The 24,057-nt window shown below is 71.2% G+C and carries 19 protein-coding genes and 1 pseudogene; 7 read left to right on the top strand and 13 right to left on the bottom strand.

Annotation, left to right across the window (positions count from 1 at the left end; all coding sequences use genetic code 11):
* Positions 1-67 precede the first annotated feature (67 nt).
* Positions 68-1,276, top strand: a pseudogene (locus OIE49_RS28930) (RNA-guided endonuclease InsQ/TnpB family protein).
* Positions 1,277-1,343: 67 nt separating this feature from the next.
* Here OIE49_RS28930 and OIE49_RS28925 read toward each other — a convergent pair.
* The 5 genes from OIE49_RS28925 to OIE49_RS28905 form a co-directional block, all read right to left on the bottom strand.
* The gene (locus OIE49_RS28925) at positions 1,344-2,186 is read right to left on the bottom strand and encodes a nitrilase-related carbon-nitrogen hydrolase (RefSeq protein WP_326804828.1); all 843 of its coding nucleotides are present in this window, start codon (positions 2,184-2,186) and stop codon (positions 1,344-1,346) included.
* 155 nt (positions 2,187-2,341) lie between these two features.
* Positions 2,342-3,928 (bottom strand): PucR family transcriptional regulator, encoded by a 1,587-nt coding sequence (locus tag OIE49_RS28920; RefSeq protein WP_326804827.1) that lies wholly within the window; start codon positions 3,926-3,928, stop codon positions 2,342-2,344.
* Positions 3,929-4,020: 92 nt separating this feature from the next.
* Complete coding sequence (locus tag OIE49_RS28915; RefSeq protein WP_326804826.1) at positions 4,021-5,304, bottom strand: aspartate aminotransferase family protein; 1,284 nt, start codon at positions 5,302-5,304, stop codon at positions 4,021-4,023.
* Positions 5,301-6,143 (bottom strand): nitrilase-related carbon-nitrogen hydrolase, encoded by an 843-nt coding sequence (locus tag OIE49_RS28910; RefSeq protein WP_100566545.1) that lies wholly within the window; start codon positions 6,141-6,143, stop codon positions 5,301-5,303. The genes OIE49_RS28915 and OIE49_RS28910 overlap by 4 nt, the downstream gene beginning before the upstream one ends.
* A 168-nt stretch (positions 6,144-6,311) precedes the next feature.
* On the bottom strand, positions 6,312-6,947 hold the full coding sequence (locus OIE49_RS28905) for a ScbR family autoregulator-binding transcription factor (RefSeq protein WP_326804825.1): 636 nt from the start codon (positions 6,945-6,947) through the stop codon (positions 6,312-6,314).
* Positions 6,948-7,057: 110 nt separating this feature from the next.
* Between OIE49_RS28905 and OIE49_RS28900 the strand changes: the two genes are divergently transcribed.
* Complete coding sequence (locus tag OIE49_RS28900; RefSeq protein WP_326804824.1) at positions 7,058-8,008, top strand: ScbA/BarX family gamma-butyrolactone biosynthesis protein; 951 nt, start codon at positions 7,058-7,060, stop codon at positions 8,006-8,008.
* Between the two features lie 267 nt (positions 8,009-8,275).
* A complete protein-coding gene (locus OIE49_RS28895; RefSeq protein WP_326804823.1) occupies positions 8,276-9,058 on the top strand; it encodes an HAD family hydrolase in 783 nt (260 codons plus the stop codon).
* A 151-nt stretch (positions 9,059-9,209) separates the two neighbouring features.
* Here OIE49_RS28895 and OIE49_RS28890 read toward each other — a convergent pair whose 3' ends face one another.
* The gene (locus OIE49_RS28890) at positions 9,210-9,461 is read right to left on the bottom strand and encodes a helix-turn-helix domain-containing protein (protein WP_326804822.1); all 252 of its coding nucleotides are present in this window, start codon (positions 9,459-9,461) and stop codon (positions 9,210-9,212) included.
* A 43-nt stretch (positions 9,462-9,504) separates the two neighbouring features.
* Here OIE49_RS28890 and map point away from each other — a divergent pair, with 43 nt between their 5' ends.
* On the top strand, positions 9,505-10,272 hold the full coding sequence (gene map, locus OIE49_RS28885; protein WP_326804821.1) for a type I methionyl aminopeptidase: 768 nt from the start codon (positions 9,505-9,507) through the stop codon (positions 10,270-10,272).
* A gap of 154 nt (positions 10,273-10,426) precedes the next feature.
* The gene (locus OIE49_RS28880) at positions 10,427-13,000 is read left to right on the top strand and encodes an ATP-dependent Clp protease ATP-binding subunit (protein ID WP_326804820.1); all 2,574 of its coding nucleotides are present in this window, start codon (positions 10,427-10,429) and stop codon (positions 12,998-13,000) included.
* Positions 13,001-13,062: 62 nt separating this feature from the next.
* Here the strand turns inward: OIE49_RS28880 and ggt are convergent, their stop codons facing one another.
* Positions 13,063-14,874, bottom strand: a complete 1,812-nt coding sequence (gene ggt / locus OIE49_RS28875) for a gamma-glutamyltransferase (protein ID WP_326804819.1) — start codon at positions 14,872-14,874, stop codon at positions 13,063-13,065.
* Positions 14,875-15,009: 135 nt separating this feature from the next.
* Here ggt and OIE49_RS28870 point away from each other — a divergent pair, with 135 nt between their 5' ends.
* The gene (locus OIE49_RS28870; RefSeq protein ID WP_326804818.1) at positions 15,010-15,771 is read left to right on the top strand and encodes a hypothetical protein; all 762 of its coding nucleotides are present in this window, start codon (positions 15,010-15,012) and stop codon (positions 15,769-15,771) included.
* Positions 15,772-16,154: 383 nt separating this feature from the next.
* Here the strand turns inward: OIE49_RS28870 and OIE49_RS28865 are convergent, their stop codons facing one another.
* From OIE49_RS28865 to pcaDC, 4 genes are all read right to left on the bottom strand, one after another.
* Complete coding sequence (locus OIE49_RS28865; protein WP_100566536.1) at positions 16,155-16,604, bottom strand: DUF6278 family protein; 450 nt, start codon at positions 16,602-16,604, stop codon at positions 16,155-16,157.
* A 267-nt stretch (positions 16,605-16,871) separates the two neighbouring features.
* On the bottom strand, positions 16,872-17,651 hold the full coding sequence (locus OIE49_RS28860; protein WP_326804817.1) for an exodeoxyribonuclease III: 780 nt from the start codon (positions 17,649-17,651) through the stop codon (positions 16,872-16,874).
* Between the two features lie 695 nt (positions 17,652-18,346).
* Positions 18,347-18,982 (bottom strand): MBL fold metallo-hydrolase, encoded by a 636-nt coding sequence (locus tag OIE49_RS28855; RefSeq protein WP_100566534.1) that lies wholly within the window; start codon positions 18,980-18,982, stop codon positions 18,347-18,349.
* A gap of 149 nt (positions 18,983-19,131) precedes the next feature.
* Positions 19,132-20,427: a bifunctional 3-oxoadipate enol-lactonase/4-carboxymuconolactone decarboxylase PcaDC gene (gene pcaDC / locus OIE49_RS28850; protein WP_326804816.1), complete on the bottom strand. Its 1,296-nt coding sequence runs from the start codon at positions 20,425-20,427 to the stop codon at positions 19,132-19,134.
* A 234-nt stretch (positions 20,428-20,661) separates the two neighbouring features.
* On the opposite strand from pcaDC, the gene OIE49_RS28845 reads away from it, so the two are divergent.
* Positions 20,662-22,347, top strand: coding sequence for a ribonuclease J (locus OIE49_RS28845; protein WP_326804815.1), 1,686 nt, complete (start codon positions 20,662-20,664; stop codon positions 22,345-22,347).
* Between the two features lie 219 nt (positions 22,348-22,566).
* Here the strand turns inward: OIE49_RS28845 and OIE49_RS28840 are convergent, their stop codons facing one another.
* On the bottom strand, positions 22,567-22,770 hold the full coding sequence (locus OIE49_RS28840; protein WP_326804814.1) for a cold-shock protein: 204 nt from the start codon (positions 22,768-22,770) through the stop codon (positions 22,567-22,569).
* Positions 22,771-23,014: 244 nt separating this feature from the next.
* Positions 23,015-23,353 carry a MerR family transcriptional regulator gene (locus OIE49_RS28835; RefSeq protein ID WP_100566531.1) on the bottom strand — a complete coding sequence of 113 codons (339 nt, stop codon included), beginning with the start codon at positions 23,351-23,353 and terminating at the stop codon, positions 23,015-23,017.
* Positions 23,354-24,057: the final 704 nt, after the last annotated feature.

The following is a 24,057-nucleotide window of genomic DNA, read 5'->3' as shown; positions in this document are numbered from 1 at the left end:
CGGCGGAGATCGCTCCACCGTCCAAGCAACGACCCTTGCTCACAGGAGACCTGATAGAATGTGAGTCGTGACGCAACAGCTCAAGCGGGCATTCAAGTACCGCTTCCATCCCACGGATGAGCAGGCGGCAGAGCTGTCCCGCACGTTCGGCTGCGTCCGACTCGTGTACAACAAGGCACTTCAGGAGCGCACTGAGGCGTGATACGGCGAGCAGCGCCGAATCTCCTACGTCCAGTCCTCCGCGCGACTGACGGAATGGAAGAAGACGGAGGAACTGGCGTTCCTCGCAGCCGTTTCCTCCGTCCCTCTCCAACAGGCGCTCAGGCATCTGCAGACCGCTTTCGCGAACTTCTTCGCCAAGCGCGCCAAGTACCCCCGCTTCAAGAGCCGGAAGAATTCCCGGGCGTCGGCCGAGTACACACGCTCGGCCTTCACGTGGCGTGAGGGCAGGCTGACGCTGGCGAAGATGTCGGCACCGCTGGACATCCGCTGGTCCCGTCCGCTTCCCGAGGGCACGGAACCGAGCACGGTGACCATATCCCGCGACGCGGCCGGCCGCTGGTTCGTGTCCCTGCTGTGCGAGGACACCATCACCCCGGCACTGGCCACCGCGAACGCTGTCGGCATCGACGCGGGCATCACCTCGCTGGTGACCCTGTCGACCGGCGAGAAGGTGACCAACCCGCGCCACGAACGCCGCGACCGGGCGAGGCTCGCCAAGGCGCAGCGGGAGCTGTCCCGGAAGGGGAAGGGGTCGGCGAACCGGGAGAAGGCACGCCGGAAGGTCGCCCGTATCCACGCCCGGATCGCCGACCGGCGACGGGACTTCCTCCACAAGCTGTCGACTCGACTCGTCCGTGAGAACCAAACGGTCGTGATCGAAGACCTCACCGTCCGCAACCTGCTGAAGAACGGCAAGCTGGCACGCGCCATCTCCGACGCGTCCTGGACCGAGTTGCGGTCGATGCTGGAGTACAAGTGCGCCTGGTACGGGCGCGAACTCGTCGTGATCGACCGCTGGTTCCCCAGCTCGAAGCTGTGCGGGGCCTGCGGCACGGTCCGCGAGAAGCTGCCGCTGAACGTCCGCGAGTGGACGTGCGTCTGCGGCACCGTGCATGACCGCGATGTGAACGCGGCACGCAACACCCTGGCCGCCGGGCTGGCGGCGTCTGCCTGTGGAGACGGTGTAAGACCTCAACGGGAGTCCTCCCGGACGGGGCGGTCGTCGGTGAAGCAGGAAACCCAGCGGGCGACCGCTGGAATCCCCCGCCTCTAGGCGGAGGAGGACGTCAAGCTCCCTCTCCTTCCGGTCGGACGTGCATGGTGGGTCGCGGGCCCGGCGGTCAGGGCACGGTCAGCGGCTCGTACGTGCCCGGGGCGCGGTCTCGGTAGAACTGCCAGCGGTCGCGGACCTCGCGCAGCTTGGCCAGGTCCAGGTCCCGCACGACGAGTTCGGTGTCCTTGTCGCTCGCCGGTTCGCCGACGAACTGCGCCTCCGGGTCCACGAAGTAGGAGGTGCCGTAGAAGTCGTTGTCGCCGTACTCCTCGACGCCGACCCGGTTGATCGCGCCGACGAAGTACTCGTTGGCGACGGCAGCCGCCGGCTGCTCCAGCTGCCACAGGTAGCCGGACAGTCCGCGCGAGGTGGCCGACGGGTTGAAGACGATCTCGGCGCCGGCCAGTCCGAGGGCCCGCCAGCCCTCCGGGAAGTGCCGGTCGTAGCAGATGTAGACGCCGATCCGGCCCGCCTTGGTGTCGAAGATCGGCCAGCCGCTGTTGCCGGGCCGGAAGTAGAACTTCTCCCAGAAGCCCTTGACCTGCGGAATGTGGGTCTTGCGGTACTTGCCGAGGTAGGAGCCGTCCGCGTCGATCACGGCGGCGGTGTTGTAGAGGACGCCGGGCTGCTCCTCCTCGTACATCGGCAGGACCAGGACGAGGCCGAGTTCCTTCGCGAGCGCCTGGAAGCGCCGGACGATCGGGCCCTCGGGGATCTGCTCGGCGTACTCGTAGAAGGCGGGGTCCTGGACCTGGCAGAAGTACGGTCCGTAGAACAGTTCCTGGAAGCAGAGCACCTGGGCGCCCTGCGCGGCCGCGTCGCGGGCCGCCTGCTCGTGGACCTGGATCATGGATTCCTTGTCGCCGGTCCACCCGGTCTGGAAGATGGCGGCGCGGATCACCTTGCTCATCGGGACCTCCACTCGCTGGATGTGCCGGGAGCGTAGAAAGCCTGCGGCTCGGCTTTGAGGTGCACCGTGTCACGTCTGCGGGGGCGGGGCGTGCCACCGTGTCACTCCGGGTCCGTCCCATGTCTCACCGCCGTTCTCCCGGCCGTCCTTCCGGTTCACTCCTGTTGCGCGTCGTGCGCGAGGAGCGCGATGTGCACCGAGGCGGCCTGTTCGAAGTCGTCGAGGTCCACCCCGAGGCACGCCTGTATGGACTCCAGGCGGCGGTAGAGCGCGGGCCGGGAGACGTGGTGGAGCTGGGCGGTGCGGGACTTGTTGCGGCCGGTGGCGAGGTAGGTGCGCAGCACGGGCAGCAGGTCGTCGTCGGCCCGGCGCAGCAGTCCGTCCAGCTCGCGCTCGGCGAAGGACTGCACGTGCGGGTCGTCGCGCAGCAGTCGGACCAGTCCCCGCAGGTGCACGTCCTTCAGGCGTACGACGGCCGGGAGGTCCAGGGCGTCGGCGGAGTCGGCGACGGCCTGGGCGACGTGCCGGGCCTCGCGCAGCCCGGCGGGCACGTCGTCCCAGACGGTGCGGGCGTCCGCTGCGGCGACAACCGCGCGGTCCGCGCCGGACGCTTCGCGCAGCCGGGCCGCGAAGTGCCCGGTGAGGGCGTCGGCGTCCTGGTCGCGGGCGAGGCTGAGCAGCACGGCGGTGACGCCCTCGGCGAGCTCGGCGACCAGCCCGGGAAGGCCGAGCAGGCGCAGCAGCCGGTCGAGCGCGGCCACCTCGCCGTCCGGTACGACCAGCGGGACGAAGGTGCGCCGGTTGACCGGCAGTCCGGCGGCGCGCGCCCGGGGCAGCAGTTGCCGGGCCGGTACGGCTCCGCCGACGAGGTCGGTGAGCAGGCCCTGCGCGGACTGCTCCTCCCAGGAGCAGCCGGCGTTGCCGCCGAGCATGCGGTGCAGGACGAGGGCCTCGGCGGCGCGGTCGGCCAGCAGCCGTCCGGTGGCACTGTCGCCGCGGTGGCCGCACAGCACGATCCGTCCCCACCGCTCGCCGCGCCCGCCGAGTTCGGCGCGGATCCAGCCGTCGCCCTGTCCGGCGCCGGCCTGCCGGGAGATGCGCTCCCAGTCCCGCAGTACGTCGTCGACCGCCGACCGCTCCCCCGCCGTGGCCAGGACGCGGTGGGCGAGGTTGGTGACGACGACGGGGCAGGCGCTGTGCTGGGCGATCTCGTCGAGCAGTGCCTGGAGGGGGGCGCCCGTCGTGATCAGCGCGGTGAGGGCGGTGCGTACGGCCTCCGACAGGCTGACGGAGGCGAACTTGCGCCGTACCAGCCGGGACTGGACCTCCTCGGTCAGTTCGGCGAAGGGGAAGGGGCGGTGCAGGACGACCAGGGGGAGCTGGCACCGCTCGGCGGCCCGGCGCATCACGTCCGGCGGGGTGGGGAAGGCCCGGCCCAGGCCCAGTACGACGGCCGCGGCCTCCGCGCGGTGCAGGGAGCGGATGTACTCGGCCTGTTTCTCCTCGTCGCCGGCGAGCAGCACGCCGGTGGTGAGGACCATCTCGCCGCCGCTGAGCATCACGCCGACGTCGGCGGCCTCGGCGACGTGCACCCAGCGCACGGGCCGGTCGAGGTGGCCGGCGCCGGCCACCACCTCGGGCTCCCCCGCGAGCACCCGCTCCATGGTGAGGACCTGGCGCACCGACAGGGCGGGTTCCTGCGGGTTCCAGGTGGTCGGGGGTGTGTCCGAGGCGGTGGTCATGGCGACGTTCCCCTCTGCGTGCGGTTCGGTTCGCCTCCGGGGCGCCGGTGCCGTGGCACTGGTACGCGGCGCTTGGTGCCAGTGCCGTGGCGCTAGTACGCGGCGCGCAGTGCGCCCTCCAGGATCGCGGCGCCCTCCTCGGCCTCCGCGACGGTCAGGGACAGCGGCGGGGCGATGCGCAGGGCGCTGGTGCTGTGTCCGCCGCCCTTGCCGATGAGCAGGCCGCCCTGCCGGGCCGCCTCCAGCACGGCGGTGGCCGCCTGCGGGTCGGCCTCGTCGGTGCCCGGCCGGGTCAGCTCGACGCCGATCATCAGGCCGCGTCCACGGACCTCCCGTACGCCGGGCAGTTGGGCGGCGACGGCCCGCAGCCGCTCGATGAGGAGTCCGCCGACGCGCCGGGCGTTGCCCTGGAGGTCGTGTTCCAGGAGGTAGTTGAGGTTGGCGAGGCCAGCGGCCATGGTGAGCTGGGTGCCGCCGAAGGTGGAGATGCTGTTGGCGTCCAGGCAGTTCATGATCTCGGCGCGGGCGACGACCCCGCCGATGGAGGCGCCGTTTCCGATGCCCTTGGCGAAGGTGACGATGTCGGGCGGTCCACTGCGCGCGTGTGCCTGCCAGCCCCAGAAGTGGTCGCCGGTGCGACCCCAGCCGGTCTGCACCTCGTCGGAGATCCACAGGATGCCGTGCTCCTGGAGCACGTCGCGGAAGGCGGCGTACAGGCCGTCGGGCGGGGAGGTGAAGCCGCCGACGCCCTGGACGGGTTCGGCGATCAGCGCGGCGGGCGGGCGGGTGTGGCCGAGGAGGTCCCTGAGGTCCTCGACGCAGGCGGCGGTGAACTCGGCGTCGCTCAGGTGGGCGAAGGGGCCGCGGGTGCGTACGCCGCCGTGGACGTAGAGCGTCTGGAGCGGGGACAGGGAGGTCGGGGACCAGCCTCGGTTGCCGGTGATGCCCACGGCGCTGAAGGAGCGGCCGTGGTAGCTGTTGCGCATGGCCAGGATGGTGTTGCTGCGCCGGTGGGTGGTGGCGAGCAGCAGGGCGGTGTCGTTGGCCTCGGTGCCGGAGGTGGTGAAGAACACCCGGGCGTCCGAGATGCCGCTCAACTGGGCCACGCGCTCGGCGAGTTCGACCATCGGGCGGTTGAGGTAGAGCGTGGAGGAGTGGATGATCCGGCCGGCCTGCTCGGTCACCGCCTTGGTGACCTCGGGCAGCGCGTGGGCGGTCATGGTCGTGAGGATTCCGCCGAAGAAGTCGAGGTAGCGCCGGCCGTCGGCGTCCCAGACGTAACGGCCCTCGCCGTGGGTGATCTCGATCGGGTCCTCGTAGTAGAGCGCCAGCCAGTCGGGCGCGACGGCCCGGTGACGGTCGTACAGGTCGCTCACGGCTGCACCAGCCCTTCGTAGGCGTCGGGGCGGCGGTCGCGGTAGAAGGCCCACTGCTGCCGCACCTCTTCGATGAGGTCGAAGTCGAGGTCGCGGACGAGGAGTTCCTCCTTGGAGCCGTCGGCGACGTCTCCGACGAACCGTCCGCGGGGGTCGACGAAGTAGCTCGTTCCGTAGAAGTCGTTGTCGCCGTACTCCTCCCGGCCGACGCGGTTGATCGCGGCGACGAAGTACTCGTTGGCGACGGCGGCGGCCGGCTGTTCCAGCTGCCACAGATAGGCGGACAGGCCGCGGTGGGTGGCGGAGGGATTGTAGACGAGCTGGGCGCCGTTCAGGCCGAGCTGCCGCCAGCCCTCCGGGAAGTGGCGGTCGTAGCAGATGTAGACGCCGACCCGGCCGACGGCGGTGTCGAAGACGGGCCAGCCGAGGTTGCCGGGTTTGAAGTAGTACTTCTCCCAGAAGCCCTTGACCTGCGGGATGTGGTGCTTGCGGTACTTGCCGAGGTAGCTGCCGTCGGCGTCGATCACGGCGGCGGTGTTGTAGTAGAAACCGGACTGCTCGACCTCGAACACCGGGACGACGATCACCATGCCGGTCTCGCGGGCGAGTTCCCGCATGCGCCGGACCGTGGGCCCGTCGGGCACCGGCTCGGCCCAGCGGTAGTGCTCCGGCTCCTGGACCTGGCAGAAGTACGGCGCGTTGAAGACTTCCTGGAACCCGATGATACGGGCCCCCTGACGGGCCGCCTCGCGGGCGTGCTCCTCGTGTTTGGCGACCATGGACTCGGTGTCGCCGGTCCAGGTGGCCTGGACCAGGGCCGCACGGACGACGTTGGCCATGAGCTGCTCCTTCGACGTACGTCAGAGCCTCTACGCCCGTAGAACAGGCCTAGAGGCACGAACGTAAGCCTCTTCTCCTGGCTTGCCAAGACCATTGTCGTCAACCCGCGAAGTCGATCGTGTTTCGCACTCCGGTGGGTGAGCGCGTGGGAGCCGGTGCGAGGGGCGTCACTGCGAGGCCGGGACCGGGGCGCTCACCCTGGCCAGCAGCTCGCGGGGCGCGGGGGCGGCCTGGAGCCCGGGAAGCAGCAGCAGCCACAGGGCGGTCAGGCGGTCCTCGATCAGCAGACGGCCGTCGAGGACGTCGGAGAGCGTGTGGAGGCCGAAGAAGGCGGCGACCAGGGTGGGAGCGTCCCGTCCGGGTTCCGCCCCGGGGGCGAGACCGCCCTCGTCGCGGGCGGCGACGAGCATGCGTTCGACGGCGGCGATCCAGTCCACGAACGGCGGGGGCATCTCCACGTCGATGGACCGCCGCTCCGCCCACAGCCGCGCTCCGGCGCGTACGACGACGTCGTCACGGAACGCCCGCGCCACCGAGAAGCTCAGCCGCACCAGCCTCTCCAGGGCGGGCCCGGCCACCGACTCGTGCCGGGCGACCAGGGCCGGCCAGGCGGCGAAATGCGCCTCGACGACGGCGAGGGCGAGCTGTTCCTTGCCGGCGTAGTGGAAGTAGATGGCTCCGCTGGTACGGCCGGACCGTGCGCTGATGTCGGCGATACTGGTTCCCGCGTAACCCCGTTCGAAGAACAGGTGAGCTGCTGCCTGCAATACGGCTCTGCGGGTTTCCTCCGCCCGTTCCTGCACGCGTCTCCCTCGTCCGTTGGTGCGTCGCGGGGAGGAATCTATCGGCCTTTGCCGTACGGCCGGGAGAACCCAACATGCGAAACTCTTAATAGTCTTATTAGCATTTTTCCATGGACTCCGGATCGCGCACACGGTATTCCCGCACACCGTCGACCGGATCCGTCGGCCCCACCGGCCTTTCCCCCCTCCGCTCCCTCGCCCGGTCCCGGACGGTCGAGCGCGAACTGGTCCACCGGACCTCCGTGGCCGAGGTGTTGCTGACCGACGTCCTCCCTCACGGCGCGCTCTCCTACTCCGCCGCCGCCGCGTGGCCGCGCTCGCACCCCACGTTCCCCCGCGGACGCGACGACCGGCACAGCCCCTGGATGATCGTCGAAACCCTGCGCCAGCTCGGCATCTACATCCCGCTGCGCCACCTCGGCGTGCCCCCCACCGCCCGCTTCCTGATCGACGACCTCTCCTACGCCCTGGACGTGGACGCGGAACCCACGGCACCCCACGGGGCCAGCGAGGTCACCTGCCTGGCGCAGGTGGACGGCCTGCGCACCGACCGCGACGGCGGCGCGCTGACCGGGCTGCGCATGCGGGTCGACTTCCTGGCCGGACGGCGGCCGTTCGCCCGTGCGGCGGGCGGAGCCCGGTTCCTCGACGCCGAGCGCTACGCCCGGCTCCGGACCGGCGCCGGCGCGGCCGTGCCGTCCGGGCTCGGGTCACGGCCCGAACCCGCCCTGCTGGGGCTGGCGTCGGAGGCGGACGCCGTCGTCGCCCTGGCCGGCGAGGAGCTGCTGGTGTGCCCCGCCGATCCGCGTCACCCGTTCCTGTTCGACCACGGAACGGACCATGTGCCCGGGACGGCCCTGCTGGAGGCGGCGCGGCAGGCGATCGCCCTGCGCAGCGGAGGGCGGCTGGTGCGTCCTGTCGCCTGCCGGATGTCGGCGCTGCGGTTCACCGAACACGCTCCGCCCGCCGTCATTCACTGTTCCCCCCAGGGCCGCACCGGCGCATTCCTTTTCCGGCAGGGCGGCACCACCACGGCCGAAGGCGTATTCCGATACCCGTGAGGTGTCACCCACACGTGCGTATTGCGGCGATGAATATCCGCGACCGGCCAAGCGGAGCGTAATGTTCATTATGTTTCCGGTTCCGGATGAATTCCCGGAAACCACGCAGTGCGGTGCGTGTGCCCACCTCACTCCTCAACCATCCATGTCCGCCTGCGACTTCACGCTGTTCTGAAACGCGTGACCCACAGCAGGCGCCGACGTCCACGACCGGCGGACCGTGCCGCTCTCCGGCAGGTCCGTCCCGCGCCAGAACGGCAAGAGCACATGGCCACACATCACATGTTCGACCTCGACTGGACCCCCGAAGCCGTCGTCTTCGACTGCGACGGCACACTGGTGGACTCCGAACAACACTGGCAGCAGGCCCGGATCAGCGTCCTGCGGGACTTCGGCTGCGAACCCGGCCCGGACTTCACGGAGCGCGCGAAGGGACTGCACTACACCGAGTGCGGCGCCCTCATGGCAGGTGTCGCCGGGAGACCGGAGGCCGCCGGGGAGATGACCGAGCGGCTGCTGACGACCTTCCGCACCCTCGTCGCGCGCGAGCCCGTGGCCGCGCGCGGGGCCAAGGGGCTGGTGACGATCCTGAGCCGGGTCGCACCGCTGGCCGTGGCCAGCAACTGCCCCGCGGACGTGGTGGAGTTCTCCCTGGAGGCGGTGGGCTTACGGCACCACTTCCGGCACATCGTCGTGCCCGACGAGGAGGTACGCCCCAAGCCGCACCACGGCACCTACACGGAGGCCGTGCGCCGCCTGGGCGTGAACGAGGGCAACGCCCTGGCCGTCGAGGACTCGGTCAACGGGCTGAGGGCCGCGGTGGGCGCCGGCCTGAAGGTGGTCGGGGTGGGACCGCGACCGGGCCCCGAGGCCGCCGCCCTCGCCGACCTGTGGGTGGGCGCGCTGGACAACGCGGGCCTGATGGGGTGGGCGGCCAGCCGTCCCAGGACCGTCCGGCGCACGACCGGCACCCCCGGCACGGCACCGGCCCGCCCGTCGGTTCCGCCCCCGGGCGGCCCCTCCAGGACCGACACGCCGTCCGCCCCCTGAGACCCGTACCGCCCGCGGTGGTCCACACCCACGCCGACAGCCACCGCGGGCGGTGCGGACCCCTGCACGTTCCCGCTTGGCGCGGGCGGTGCGGACGACTCACGCCGCGGGACGCCCCACGCTCCCGGTCGGCGCGGACGGTGTGCACGCCTCACGCTGTGGCCGGCGTGCTCTGTTCGGCCAGGGCCTCCATGGAGAGCCCCAGCACACGGGCCAGCGCGGCGACGGTGAAGAAGGCCGGGGTCGGGGCGCGGCCCGTCTCGATCTTGCGCAGCGTCTCGGCCGAGATGCCCGCGCTCGCCGCGACCTGCGCCATGCTGCGGTCGCCGCGCGCAGCGCGCAGCAGACGGCCGAGCCGCTCGCCGCGCTCGCGCTCCTCGGGGGTCAGGGGTGTGCGCACCATACGGGCATCCTACCGTGATTCAAATACCGGTATAGTAATTGGCATGGTGGAACTGAAGACCGACACGTCGATCGACGCGATGTACGAGGCCGGCCAGGTCGCGGCGCGGGCCCTGACCGCCGCGGGCAAGGCCGCCGGCGTGGGAGTGTCCCTGCTGGAGCTGGACGAGGTGGCCCGCGACGTCCTGCGGGAGGCGGGCGCGACCTCGCCGTTCCTCGGCTACCGGCCGTCCTTCGCCCCGACCCCGTTCCCGGCGGTGCTCTGCGCCTCGGTGAACGACGCGATCGTGCACGGTATCCCCACGAAATACCGGCTGCGCGACGGCGACCTCCTCTCCCTGGACTTCGGCGCGAGGCTCGGCGGCTGGGTCGGCGACTCGGCGATCAGCCTCGTCGTCGGCCGGCCGCGCCCCGCGGACCTGCGGCTGATCGAGACCGCCGAGCGGGCGCTCGCCGCGGGTATCGAGGCGGCCCTGGTCGGCAACCGCATCGGCGACATCGCCCACGCCATCGGCTCGGTGTGCCGCGGGGCGGGCTACGGCATCCCGGACGGGTTCGGCGGCCACGGCATCGGCCGCCAGATGCACGAGGACCCCGGCGTCCCGAACGAGGGCCGTCCGGGCCGGGGCCTGCCCCTGCGCCACGGCATGGTCCTCGCCATCGAGCCCATGCTGATCGCCGGCGGAACGGACGGCTACCACGAGGCCCCGGACGGCTGGACCCTGCGCACGAACGACGGCACCCGCGCGGCCCACGCGGAACACACGGTGGCGATCACGAACTCGGGCCCCCGCATCCTCACGGAACGGTGAGCGGAGGCGGTGAAGGCCCGCGAAGCAACCCGCCGGTCCCGGGCTCGCAGGCGCTCTGAACGTGCCCCAGGAACCGGACCATGCCATCGTGGCATGAAACGCCCCCCACCCGGTTACCCGGCGGGAGCCACTGTCAGCGAGGGAACGGACAGCGATGACCAGCGGCTTCAACGGCCCGGAGGGCGACCGCGACCCCTTCGGTGAACTCTTCGCCCGCTTCTTCGGCGGACCGCACCCCGGCCCCCGGCACGTAGACATCGGCCGGCTGCTGAGCCAGCCCGCCCGGGAACTGGTGCGGGGCGCGGCGATGTACGCCGCGGAGCACGGCAGCCGGGACCTGGACACCGAGCACCTGCTGCGGGCCGCGCTCTCCAACGAGCCCACCCGCAGTCTGCTCAGCCGGTCCGGTGCGGACCCCGACTCGCTCGCGACCCAGATCGACGAGCGGGCCGGCCCCGCACAGCACCCGCCGGGCGAGGCCCCGCCGCCGACGTCCCTCTCGCTCACCCCGGCCGTCAAACGGGCCTTCCTCGACGCGCACGACATGGCGCGGGCCAGCGGCGCCGGTTACATCGGCCCGGAGCACGTGCTCAGCGCGCTCGCCGCGAACCCCGACTCGGCGGCCGGGCACATCCTGAACGCGGCCCGGTTCGCCTCCTCCGGCCGGCCGCCCGAGACCCCGGAGGCCGCCGCGCCGCCCGGGACGGAGCGACAGCGGGCCACCTCGACGCCGACCCTGGACAAGTACGGGCGCGATCTGACCGAGCTGGCCCGGCAGGGGCGCATCGACCCGGTGATCGGGCGGGAGCAGGAGATCGAGCAGACCATCGAGGTGCTCTCCCGGCGGGGCAAGAACAACCCGGTGCTCATCGGCGACGCGGGCGTCGGCAAGACCGCCATCGTGGAGGGTCTGGCGCAGCGGATCACCGACGGGGACGTACCCGACATCCTGATCGGCCGCCGGGTGGTGGCCCTGGATCTGACGGGCGTCGTCGCGGGCACCCGGTACCGGGGCGACTTCGAGGAACGCCTGAACAACATCGTGACCGAGATCCGCACCAACTCCGAGCGGCTGATCGTCTTCATCGACGAGCTGCACACCGTCGTCGGCGCCGGTGCGGGCGGCGAGGGCGGCGCGATGGACGCGGGCAACATCCTCAAGCCCGCCCTCTCCCGCGGCGAGCTGCACATCGTCGGCGCGACGACGCTGGAGGAGTTCCGGCGGATCGAGAAGGACGCGGCGCTGGCCCGCCGGTTCCAGCCGATCCTGGTGCCCGAGCCGTCCACCGCGGACGCGCTGGAGATCCTGCGTGGGCTGCGCGACCGCTACGAGGCCCACCACCAGGTGCGCTACACCGACGAGGCGCTGACGGCCGCCGTGGACCTGTCCGACCGCCATCTGACGGAGCGCCGTCTGCCGGACAAGGCGATCGACCTGATCGACCAGGCCGGTGCCCGCGTGAAGCTGCGTGCGCGCACCAAGGGCACCGACGTACGGGCCATGGAACGCGAGGTCGAGCAGCTCACCCTGGACAAGGACCAGGCGGTCGCGGACGAACAGTACGAGCGGGCGACGGAGTTGCGCGACCGGATCACCGAGCTGAAGCAGCGGATCGGTGAGGCCACCGGTGACGGCGAGGCCGACGAGGGCCAGCACCTTGAGGTCACCGCGGAGGCCATCGCCGAGGTGGTGTCGCGGCAGACCGGCATCCCCGTCAGCAGCCTCACCCAGGAGGAGAAGGAGCGTCTGCTCGGTCTGGAGCTGCACCTGCACCGGCGGGTCGTCGGCCAGGAGGAGGCCGTGAGCGCGGTCTCGGAGGCGGTGCTGCGTTCGCGCGCCGGGCTGGCAAGCCCGGACCGGCCGATCGGCAGCTTCCTGTTCCTCGGCCCGACCGGCGTCGGCAAGACCGAGCTGGCCCGCGCGCTGGCCGAGGTCCTGTTCTCCAGCGAGGACCGCATGGTCCGCCTGGACATGAGCGAGTACCAGGAGCGGCACACCGTCAGCCGCCTTGTGGGCGCCCCGCCCGGGTACGTCGGTCACGAGGAGGCCGGCCAGCTCACCGAGGTGGTGCGCCGGCATCCGTACTCGCTGCTGCTGCTCGACGAGGTGGAGAAGGCGCATCCGGATGTCTTCAACGTCCTGCTCCAGGTGCTCGACGACGGGCGGCTCACCGACTCCCAGGGCCGTACGGTGGACTTCACGCACACCGTCATCGTGATGACCAGCAACCTCGGTTCGGAGGCGATCACGCGGCGCGGCGCCGGCATCGGGTTCGGCGCGGGCGGCGCGGAGGCGGACGAGGAGGCGCGGCGCGAGCAGATCCTCAGGCCGCTGCGGGAGCACTTCCGGCCCGAGTTCCTCAACCGGATCGACGAGATCGTCGTCTTCCGCCAGCTCACCGCCGAGCAGTTGCGGCAGATCACCGACCTGCTGCTGGAGAAGACGCGCCGGCTGCTGCACGCGCAGGACGTCACGGTGGAGTTCACCGACGCGGCCGTGGACTGGCTGGCCCGGCGCGGCCACCAGCCCGAGTACGGCGCCCGTCCGCTGCGCCGCACCATCCAGCGCGAGGTGGAGAACCAGCTCTCCCGGCTGCTGCTGGCCGGCCGGGTCCGCGAGGGCGGGCGCGTGGTGGTGGACGCGAAGGACGACAGGCTCACGTTCGACGCCCAGAACAAGGAGGAGCCACCGCCTTCACCGTCTTCACCGCCCTCGTCGACGGAATGAGCGCGGGGGAACCGCCGGGGCCCGCCGTCCCTTTCGGGAGGCGGGCCCCGGCGTGTGACCGTTCAGGGTGACGGATTCACCACCATCGCCGAGCCGCCGCCCCGGCGCACCTTCTCCGCGGCGGCCAGCCACCTGCCGTCGGGCAGGCTCTGGATGCCCGTGGCGGCTCCGATCTCCGGGTTGAGTTTGAAGGAGTGGCCGATCGCCTCCAGCTGTTTCCTCAACACGCTGTCGTAGAGGGCGGGTTCGAGCTCGGTCTGGGCGGCGTTGCGCTGGCTGGCACGCGGTGCGGCGATCGCGTCGACCAAAGACAGATGCCGGTCGAGGAACCCGGTCAGGGTCTGCAGCACGGTGGTGATGATGGTCGCCCCGCCCGGTGAACCGAGCGCCACCACCGGCCGGTCGAGGCGGTCCAGCACGATCGTCGGCGAGATGGACGAGCGCGGCCGCTTGCCCGGACCGGGCAGGTTCGGGTCGTGCACGGCCGGGTTGGCCGGGGCGAAGGAGAAGTCGGTCAGCTCGTTGTTGAGCAGGAAGCCCCGGCCGGGCACGGTGATGCCGCTGCCACCGGTCTGCTCGATGGTGAGGGTGTAGGCGACGACGTTGCCCCACCGGTCGGCGACCGTCAGATGGGTGGTGTTCTCGCCCTCGTACGTCGTCGGCGCGGCCGTGCCGCCGCGGGAGCAGGCCGCGGGGTTGCGCGGGTCGCCGGGTGCGAGCGGGCTGGTGAGGACGGCGTCGTCCTTGATCAGGCAGGCGCGGGAGTCGGCGAACTTCTGCGACAGCAGTTCCTTCGTGGGCACGTCCTCGAAGGCGGGGTCGCCGACCCAGCGCCCGCGGTCGGCGAAGGCGATGCGGCTCGCCTCGATGTAGTGGTGCAGGTACTGGAACTCGCTCGCCGTGGCGAGGTCCGTACGCTGAAGGATGTTGAGCGCCTCGCCGACGGTCGTGCCGCCGGAGGAGGAGGGCGCGATGGAGAACACCCGCAGACCGCGGTACGAAGTCCGTGTGGGCGCCTGGAGCTTGGCGCGGTAGGCCGCGAGGTCCTTGGTGGACAGCTTGCCCGGACGGGCGTTCCAGCCCGACTTGGGCTCCACGGGCGGGTGGTTGACGGTCCTGACGATGTCCTTGCCGAGGTCGCCCTGGTAGATCGCGCCGACGCCCTTGGCGCCCAACTGCTGGTAGGTGCGGGCGAGGTCGGGGTTCTTCAGGGTCGAGCCGACCGTCGGCAGCTTCCCGCCGGGCAGGAACAGCTTGGCGGTGTCGGGGAAGTAGCGGAAGCGGGTCTCGTTGGCGGCGGTCTGCGAGCGGAAGGTCTCGTCGACGGTGAATCCGTCGCGGGCGAGCTTCTCGGCCGGCTTCAGGACGGCGCCCAGGCGTTTGGTGCCCCACTGGTCCAGCGCCGTCTGCCAGGTGGCGGGCGTGCCCGGGGTGCCGACGCTCAGACCGCTGCTGACGGCGTCGTCGAAGGCGAGCGGCTTGCCGTTCTCCACGAAGAGGTTCGAGTCGGCGGTCAACGGGGCGGTCTCGCGGCCGTCGATGGTGTGCACCGTGCGGGAGCGGGCGTCGTAGTAGACGAAGTAGCCGCCTCCGCCTATGCCGGCGGAGTAGGGCTCGGTGACACCGAGGGCGGCGGCGGTGGCGACGGCCGCGTCCACGGCGTTGCCGCCCTGCTTGAGCACTTCGATACCGGCGGCGGAGGCGTCCACGTCGACGCTGGCCACGGCGCCGCCGTAGCCGGCCGCCACGGGGACCTTCTGGACCGGTCTCGGCTTCGCCTTCTGCGGGGCGGTGGGCGGGGCCGCGGCGCCCACCGACACCACGGCGGCCGAGACCGCCAGGACCGCCAGTTTCCGTGCGACAGGGCGACGCATCCGCACCTCCACGCTCGTTGTGGTTCGGTTGCCTGAACGTTCGCGCAGCCTAATTCATTGCCATGCTCTCGTCAGGGTGGCAGGGCCAGTCGAGTGTCGAACAAAGGTACGCCGGACCGGCTACCATGCGCGGCCATGAACGACGACGTGCGCAACATCGTCCTGGGCGTGGCCGCGACCGCGGTCAGCGCCGCGTTCGGCTGGCTGGCCCGCACCTATCTGTGGCGGCGCAAGCTGCGCCGCAAGCAGGCCTTCCTCGGGCTGCCCGACCACGCCGAGTCGCTGCTGGTGGTCAACCGCGACCCGGCGACGGCGGAACTCGCGGTGCACCGGTTCGACGTGTTCGCCCTGCTCGAACTCGCCGCCCTGATCAAGAGCTGCGGGGCGAACGCCCAGATGGTCACCCAGGACACGGTCCATCAGGGATTCGGTGAGCGCACGGAATTCTGCGTGGGGGGCCCGGGGTCGAATCGGCGGATGATCGCACACATGGCGGCCATGCTGCCGGGCGTGCGGGTGAACACCGACCGGAAGCCCGGCCGCGACCGGTGCGCCTTCCAGATCGGCACCGAGCACTACCGCATGGACCCGGGCGTCACGGAGTACGTACTGCTGGCCCGTCTCACCGCCGGTGACCGCAGCGGCACCCGGCCGGTGTTCCTGTTCTGCGGCCAGCGCGCGATCGACAACCAGGCCGGGACCCGCTATCTGGCCCGCAACCACGAGCGGCTGGCCCGCAAGTACGGCAGCGGCTCCTTCGTGCTGCTGCTGAAGGTGGTCAACTCCGAGGCCTACGGCCCGGACGTGGTCGAACTCGTCGCGGACGTGACCCGGGCGGCGCGGGCCCCTCTGCCGGAGCCGGAAGCCGAGCCGTCAACAAGCGTTACCAGCACGTAACTTACGACGGCGCGCACGGAGGCCGTTCGGCGTGGATCCGGGGCGAGGGCGAGGGAGAAGGGCGAGCACAACCCGTCCGGCGCGCAGCTGACCTTCTCCTCGCGGGCGGACGGTCCGTCATATCGGTCCGTCCTGCCGCGCGAGCAGTGATCTCCGGCTGCCGCCGGCCGGGTATGGCTCTCTGTGACCTGCTGCCCCCTACGATCGAGGGGCCGCCGTGGGGGTGCCTCACCCGGCAGCAGCGTCCCCGTCCCGGTGACGGTGGGCCGAGGCGCCATCATCACTAGGACGAGCGGAACATCGTAGTCGAGGTCCGGCCCGCCGGTCCCGGCGGTGTGCGGAAACGCCCTTCGGCGGCCCCGCCGCCCCGCTCGTCCGGGCGCTCAGACCTCCGCGATCTCCGCGTAGAGCTGGGAGAGTTCGGGCGCACCGGCGCCGGCCCAGTCGTGCCCGGCGGTCACCACGTCGATCTCGCGTCCGGAGGCAAGCCGGACGACCGGACGGCCGCCGGGGCCGATCTCCCAGCCGGCGCCGGGGACGGTCCGTACGACGACCGTGCCCAGGTACAGACCGACGTCGTTGCCGAGCCGGGTCAGGGTCTCCTCGTCGTCGCGCCAGCGCGGCAGCAACTGGTCCAGCGCCTCAAGAGAGGCTGCCGAGTCGTCGAGCCGCAGGCCCGTGCCGGACACCTGGGAACGCAACAGCTCGCACTCGGAGAGGAGTTGGGCGAGGGCCGCCCGGCTCTCGGATCCCGCGGATCCCTCGGAGAACGCCACGGCACCGAAGGACGAGTCCCGCCTTTTGCGCCACCTGTCCAGGAAAGGGATGTCCATGGCCCCAGGGTGACATCCGCACCCCCGGTCGCACCACAGGCGCGCGCACCTGCCGGGGCCGGTCGCGGCACGAGAGGCCCTAGCCTCTCGTTTGGATCAGGCCGGGCTCGCGGGCCCTGGCACCGCTCCCCCAAGCTCTTCGAGCAGGGGGCACCCCCAGCCGCGTTGTCGTCGGTTGGCAGGGCTCCGCCCTGCCGCCCTCCTCCGCCTTGCGATCCACGGCACCAGACCCCGCTCCCTGATCCGGCCTGATCCAAACGAAAGACCCTAGACGTCGAGGTCCACCACCACGGGGGCGTGATCGGACGCGCCCTTGCCCTTGCGCTCCTCGCGGTCGACGTAGGCGTCGGTGACCCCCTTCGCGAAGGGCTCGTTGCCGTACACCAGGTCGATGCGCATGCCGCGGTTCTTGGGGAAGCAGAGCTGGCGGTAGTCCCAGTACGTGAACGGCTGGTCGTACTTCAGCGGCCGGGGGACGACGTCCGAGAGGCCGACCTCGCGCAGGGCGGTCAGGGCGGCGCGCTCGGCCGGGGTGACGTGGGTGGAGCCCTCGAAGGCGGCGCGGTCGTAGACGTCGTCGTCCGTCGGCGCGACGTTGTAGTCGCCGAGGACGGCGAACGGGCGGCTGCCGCCCGCGTCGCCGGCGACGGCCGCCCTGAGGGCCTCGAACCACTGGATCTTGTAGGCGTAGTGCGGGTGGTCCACCTCGCGGCCGTTGGGCACGTACACCGACCAGACGCGGATCGGTCCGCAGGTCGCCGAGATGGCCCGGGGCTCCTCCACGCCCTCGTAGCCGGGGTCGCCGGGCAGACCGCGGACCACGTCGTCGAGGCCTACGCGGGAGAGCACCGCCACGCCGTTCCACCGGCCGGTGGCGTGGACCGCCGCCTCGTAGCCCAGTTCGCGGAGCTGGTCGAACGGGAACTGGTCCTCGGCGACCTTGGCCTCCTGGAGGCACAGCACGTCCGTACCACTGCTCTCCAGCCAGGCCAGCAGCCTGGGCAGTCGGGCGGTGATCGAGTTCACGTTCCAGGTCGCGATGCGCATGCCCCACAACCTACCGGGCACCACTGACAACACCCTCGGCCCGGGGCCGGGGGCCCGGGGCCGGGGGCTGGGGGTCAGGGGGCGGGGGCTGGGGACCGGGGCTGGGGGCCGGGAGCCTGGGCCAGGGGCCGGGGCGAGAGGCCGGGGCCCGGGGCGAGAGGCCAGGGGGCCAGGAGCCGGAGCCAGGGCCGGGGCCAGAACTTGAGGCGAGGGCCCGGCGCGAGGAGCCGGCGCCAAGCGCCAGGGCCAGCGGCCAGGGCCAGGAGCCGGGGGCGAGAGTCCGGGGCCAGCGGCCGGGGCCAGGGGTCCGGAGCCGGGAGCCTCGGGGGCCAGAGGCCGGGGCCCGGGGTGAGGGCCCGCGGCCAGGGACCCGGGGCGAGAGGCCAGGGGGCCAGGAGCCCGTGCCAGGAACCGGGGGTGAAAATCCGGGGCCAGGGCCGGGGCCAGAACCTGAGGCGAGGGCCCGGCGCGAGGAGTCGGCGCCAAGCGCCAGGGCCCGGGGACGGGGCCCGGGAGCCGGGGGCTGGGAGCCTGGGCCAGGAGCCGGGGCGAGGGCCCAGGGATCCGGAGCCGGGGCGAGGGCCCAGGGATCCGGAGCCGGGGCGAGGGCCCAGGGATCCGGAGCCGGGGCGAGGGCCCAGGGATCCGGAGCCGGGGCGAGGGCCCGCGGGCAGGGGCCCGGGGCGGGAGGTGGCTCAGAGCTCTGCTGTTGTTCCCGGGGTCAGCCGTAGGTGTTCCGCGCCGCCCAGGGTGCCGATCTGGTGGTCGTAGATCGGGCGGGCCAGGTCGGTCAGGAGGGCGTCGTGGATGTCGTAGGTACGCTGCGGCCCGACCTCGCGGACGTAGTCGATCACCTCGGAGATCTTGTTCCAGGGCGCCATCACCGGCAGCATCAGCGTCTCGACCGGGACCTCGGGCACTGTGAGCGCGTCGCCCGGGTGGAAGACGCGGCCGCCGTCGACGAGGTAGCCGACGTTGGTGATGCGCGGGATGTCCGGGTGGATCACCGCGTGCAGCTCCCCGTGGACCTGCACGTCGAAGCCCGCGGCGGTGAAGGTGTCGCCGTGGCCGACGGTGTGGACGCGGCCCGGGAAGGCGGCGGCGATCTGCTCCGCGACGGACTTCAGTGTCCAGATCTCGGCGCCGGGACGGGACTCCAGGGCGGCGCGCAGACGGCCCTCGTCGAAATGGTCGGCGTGCTCGTGGGTGACCAGGATCGCGTCCGCGCCGGACGCGGCGTCCTGCTCGCTGAAACCGCCGGGGTCGATGACGAGCGTCTGCCCGTCCTTCTCCAGGCGTACGCAGGCGTGCGCCATCTTCGTGAGTCTCATGCACCCAGCCTGGACCACCCGTGCGCCGGGCGCGCGGGTGGCCCGGACGGGGGCGCTGGGCGGCGCCCCGCGACCGCACCCGGCACCCGGCGCCCGACGCCCGGCGCCCGGCCGCGGGATCACGCCCCGACCGATCACGCCGTGAGCGATCACTCCGCGAGCGTGGTCTCCTCGCGTATTACCTGCTGGGCGACCCGGAAGGCGGCGCCCGCGGCGGGAATCCCGCAGTACACCGCGGTCTGCAGCAGCACCTCCTTGATCTCGTCCGGAGTCAGGCCGGTGCGCAGCGCGGCCCGGGTGTGGGCGGCGACGTCCTGGAGCTGGCCGCCCGCGACCAGGGCGGTGAGGGCGACGCAGCTTCGGGTGCGCCGGTCGAGGCCGGGCCGGTCCCAGATCTCGCCCCAGGCGTAGCGGGTCAGGAACTCCTGGAAGTCCCCGGAGAAGTCCTCCGCCTCGCCGAGCGCCCCGTCCACGTACGCGTCGCCCAGCACCTCGCGGCGGATCTTCAGACCGGAGTCGTACCGGTCCGGCCCGCCCGTCGCCTCGGCCGGTACGGGCGCCGGGGCGATCTCGGCGATGGGCGCGTTCTGCGGGGGCGGGGCGAGCACCGGTTTGACCGGGGGGCCGACGATCGCCATGTGTCCGGTGGTCGATTCGAAACCGGGGTGCCAGGCGCTGGAGAAGTGACGCACCAGCAGGTCGGTCACGGCGACGGGCTGCTCCACCGGCACCAGGTGGGAGGCGCCGGGCACGACGGCCAGGCGGGCGTCGCGTATGCCGGCGACCAGGGTGCGTGCCTGGGCGGGGCCGGTGACCTGGTCGTCGGAGCCGACCAGGACCAGCGTGGGAACGCCGATGCGGCCGAGGTCGGCGCGGGCGTCGAACACGGCCAGGGCCTCGCAGGCGGCGATGTAGCAGCCGGGGTCGGTGGTGCGCACCATCTGCACGGCCCACTCGGTGATCGCGGGCTGCGCGGCGGCGAAACCGGTGGTGAACCAGCGTTCCGGGGAGGTGCGGGCGATGGGGTCGAGCCCGTTCGTCCGGACGATCACCCCGCGCTGCCGGAACTCGTCGGCGGTGCCGAACCGCGGCGAGGTGGCGATCAGGGCGAGGGAGGCGAGGCGCTCCGGGTGGCGCAGCGCCAGTTCGATGCCGATCGCGCCGCCAAGCGCGCACCCGGCGTAGCCGAAGCGCTGCACCCCCAGTCCGTCCAGAGTGGCCAGCAGACGGGTGACCAGGTCGGAGACCGAGTCGGCGGGGTGCGCGGGTGCTCCCCCGTGTCCCGGCAGATCGAACCGGAACACACGCCACTGCTTCGTCAGCTCCGGGACCTGCCGGTCCCACATGTGCCATGTGGGACCCAGCGAGGGCCCCAGGATCAGGACAGGTGCGTCTTCTGGCCCGTCAAAGCGGTATTGCAGGGTGTTCGGTGGTGTCTCGCTCACCCGTCAGACCCTCTCATCTCTCACGACTTCCCCTATGTCGGGGTTATGGCTGTGTGGGCCCGACCAGGTGGGCGACCTCCCGGGCAGCGTAGCGTTCAAGGCAATGACGGCCGTGTCCGGACCGATACCCACCACCGTGAGCAGCTGCGGAGAGTGGCGTTCCACGAGCCGGGCGAGGCGGCCGTCGAAGTCCTGGTGGATCACGCCGTCCCGCTCTCCAGGTACCGTCAGGGTATGAGTCATCCACACCCCGAGCTGAAAGCCGCCCCGCCTCTTCCCGAAGGAGGGCTGCGGGTCATCGCCCTGGGCGGCCTGGGTGAGATCGGCCGCAACATGACCGTCTTCGAGCACGCAGGCAAACTGCTCATCGTCGACTGCGGCGTGCTCTTCCCCGAGGAGACCCAGCCCGGCGTGGACGTGATCCTGCCGGACTTCACCTCGATCCGGGACCGGCTGGACGACGTCGTGGCCGTGGTACTCACCCACGGCCACGAGGACCACATCGGCGGCATGCCGTATCTGCTGCGCGAGCGGTCCGACATTCCCGTCGTCGGCTCCAAGCTGACGCTGGCGTTCCTGGAGGCCAAGCTCAAGGAACACGGCATCCGGCCGCGCACGGTGCGGGTGCGGGAGGGCGACCGGCGTGGCTTCGGGCCCTTCGACTGCGAGTTCGTAGCGGTCAACCACTCCATCCCCGACAGCCTCGCGGTCGCGATCCGCACCCGGGCCGGGACGGTGCTGCACACCGGCGACTTCAAGATGGACCAGTTCCCTCTCGACGACCGCATCACCGATCTGCGCGCCTTCGCCCGCCTCGGCGAGGAGGGCGTGGACCTGTTCCTCACCGACTCCACCAACGCCGAAGTACCCGGCTTCACCACCTCCGAGCGAGAGCTGAACCCGGCGATCGAGCAGGTGATGCGCACCGCGCCGCGCCGGGTCATCGTCTCCAGCTTCGCCAGCCACGTTCACCGCATCCAGCAGGTCCTGGACGCCGCCCACCAGCACGGCCGCAAGGTCGCCTTCGTCGGCCGGTCGATGGTCCGCAACATGGGCATCGCCCGTGACCTGGGCTATCTGAAGGTCCCCTCCGGTCTGGTCGTGAGCACGAAGGAGCTGGAGAAGCTCCCGGACCACAAGATCACTCTGGTGTGCACCGGCTCCCAGGGCGAACCGATGGCCGCGCTGTCACGGATGGCCAACCGCGACCACGTGATCCGCATCGGCAAGGGCGACACCGTCCTGCTCGCCAGCTCCCTCATCCCCGGCAACGAGAACGCCATCTACCGGGTGATCAACGGACTCACCCGGTGGGGCGCCCACGTGGTCCACAAGGGCAACGCCAAGGTGCACGTCTCCGGGCATGCCAGCGCCGGCGAACTCGTCTACTGCTACAACATCGTCAAGCCCCGCAACGTCATGCCCGTGCACGGCGAATGGCGCCACCTGCGGGCCAACGGCGACCTCGCCATCCGTACCGGTGTCGATCCCGAACGGGTCATCATCGCCGAGGACGGCGTCGTCGTCGACCTGGTCGACGGGCGCGCATCCATCACCGGCAAGGTCCCCGCCGGCAACGTCTACGTGGACGGCATGGAAGTCGGCGGCGCCACCGAAGCGTCCCTCAAGGACCGCCTCACCCTCGCCGCCGAAGGCGTGGTCACGGTGGTGGCGATCGTCGACGCGGACACCGGCGCCCTCGCCGAGGCCCCCGACTTCCTGGCCCGGGGCTTCGTCCACGACGACGCCACCTTCGAGCCGGTCATCCCCGTCATCGAGAAGACCCTGGCCACCGCGGCCGAGGAAGGTGTCGGGGACGCGCGCCAACTCGAGCAACTCGTCGCCCGCGCCGTGGCGAACTGGGCGTTCCGCACCCACCGCCGCAAGCCCCTCATCATCCCCGTCATCATCGACGCCTGAGCCGCAGCCCGGCAGCACGGTCCCCGACGTTTCGAACCGAAGTCGCACCGGCCCCGGCCTCCACAGGATCAGGGGCCGCGCAGCGTTTGCTGCGCGGCCCCTGATCCTGTGCACCCCCGGCACGAGCGCAGGCGCCTTCGTCCGGGTGGGCGGCTCGACTCGCACAGGCGGCGGCCACCGGACGCGGCCCTGCGCGATCCCTCGCGCAGGGCCGCGAGGTCAGGCCAGGTTGATGTTCTCGGCCTGCGGGCCCTTCTGGCCCTGGGTGACGTCGAACGTCACGCTCTGGCCCTCCTGGAGCTCACGGAAGCCCGTCGAGTTGATCGCGGAGTAGTGCGCGAAGACATCCGGGCCGCCGCCGTCCTGGGCGATGAAGCCGAAGCCCTTCTCCGCGTTGAACCACTTCACAGTTCCCGTTGCCATGTCTTATGCCTTCCAGTCGATGAAGCCTCCCACTACCTGTGGGAGGCGGAGGTGATCGCCCTGGTCCCTGCGGCACAGCACAGCAAAACGCCCACACCAAAGGCGCGGGGCAGGAGAGAATTCCGAACCACGACAGCTGACGCAGACGCTACACGTCCACACACCGCGTCACCATAGGAAATCATCACGCCTCACACCGAGACCGTGCGCGCGGTGCCCGCCGACGCTGACGGGCACGCTCATCTCATGCTTCTGCCGTTGGGTTCGCTGATTCGGCGGCGCGGCGATATTCGGCGTTGAGGCGCTGGGCTTCCTCGAGCTGGTCTTCGAGGATGACGATCCGGCAGGCAGCCTCGATGGGGGTACCCCGGTCGACGAGTTCCCGGGCGCGGGCGGCGATGCGCAGTTGGTAGCGGGAATAGCGGCGGTGGCCGCCTGCGGAGCGGAGTGGGGTGATGAGGCGGGCTTCGCCGATGGCGCGAAGGAAGCCCTGCGTGGTGCCGAGCATCTCGGCGGCCCGGCCCATGGTGTAGGCGGGGTAATCGTCGTCATCGAGACGGCCGAACGTGTCGTCTGCTGTCATTGCACCTCTCTGTGGCACGCGTGGAGGGGCCCTGGCGCCGTCCGGCACCAGGGCCCCGAAGGAACTACTACACCATCTGCCGGCCCTGATACTGCACCGGCCCTCTGTTTCCGCAGACCCGAACGAGACGCTGTCGGGGTCGCGGGGATCGCGGTTGCTTGACCGGAGACCACCTCACTATCGATGTCCTGCGGTACCCGGGTCCTGGACTTCCACCCGGGCGATCCTGATGGCGCTCGGCTCCTCCGTTCTTCCCTCTTGACCAACTAGTCACTAACGGAAACTGCGAACTGCTGGTACCGCAACCTGCTGGTGGCCTCGAACAGCGCCACTTGGGTACTGCGAACTTTCACTTACGGGTACTGCCACTGCGGTACTGCTCATGGCGGCCCCTGATCACTGCGGGCCACCCGGTCCGGTCGTCAGTCCCGTCACCGTCCTGCAACCGCTCTGGCTTCGGAACTCCACCACCGCACCGTTCTGCGAACTGCGACTGCGGTATTGCTGCCCGGCAGTTCATCTCTGCCGGGCCTCGCTTGATCTCGGCTACGAGAGAAACCATAACCACACCGCCACCCAATGTCTACTCTGGCTGGCATAGATTTCCGTGCGCTCGAAGATGAGGTAATCGCCTCGACCGGTCCATGGGCGGTTCAAGCGCAGCACGTCGGGCTGAGCGTGACGTCGCCGACTGCGCCGCGGCT

Source organism: Streptomyces sp. NBC_01788, assembly GCF_035917575.1.
In the GTDB taxonomy this organism is placed as follows: Bacteria; Actinomycetota; Actinomycetes; order Streptomycetales; family Streptomycetaceae; genus Streptomyces.
The sequence above is the reverse complement of the archived record's forward strand: the minus strand, read 5'-3'. Positions and strand labels throughout refer to the sequence as shown.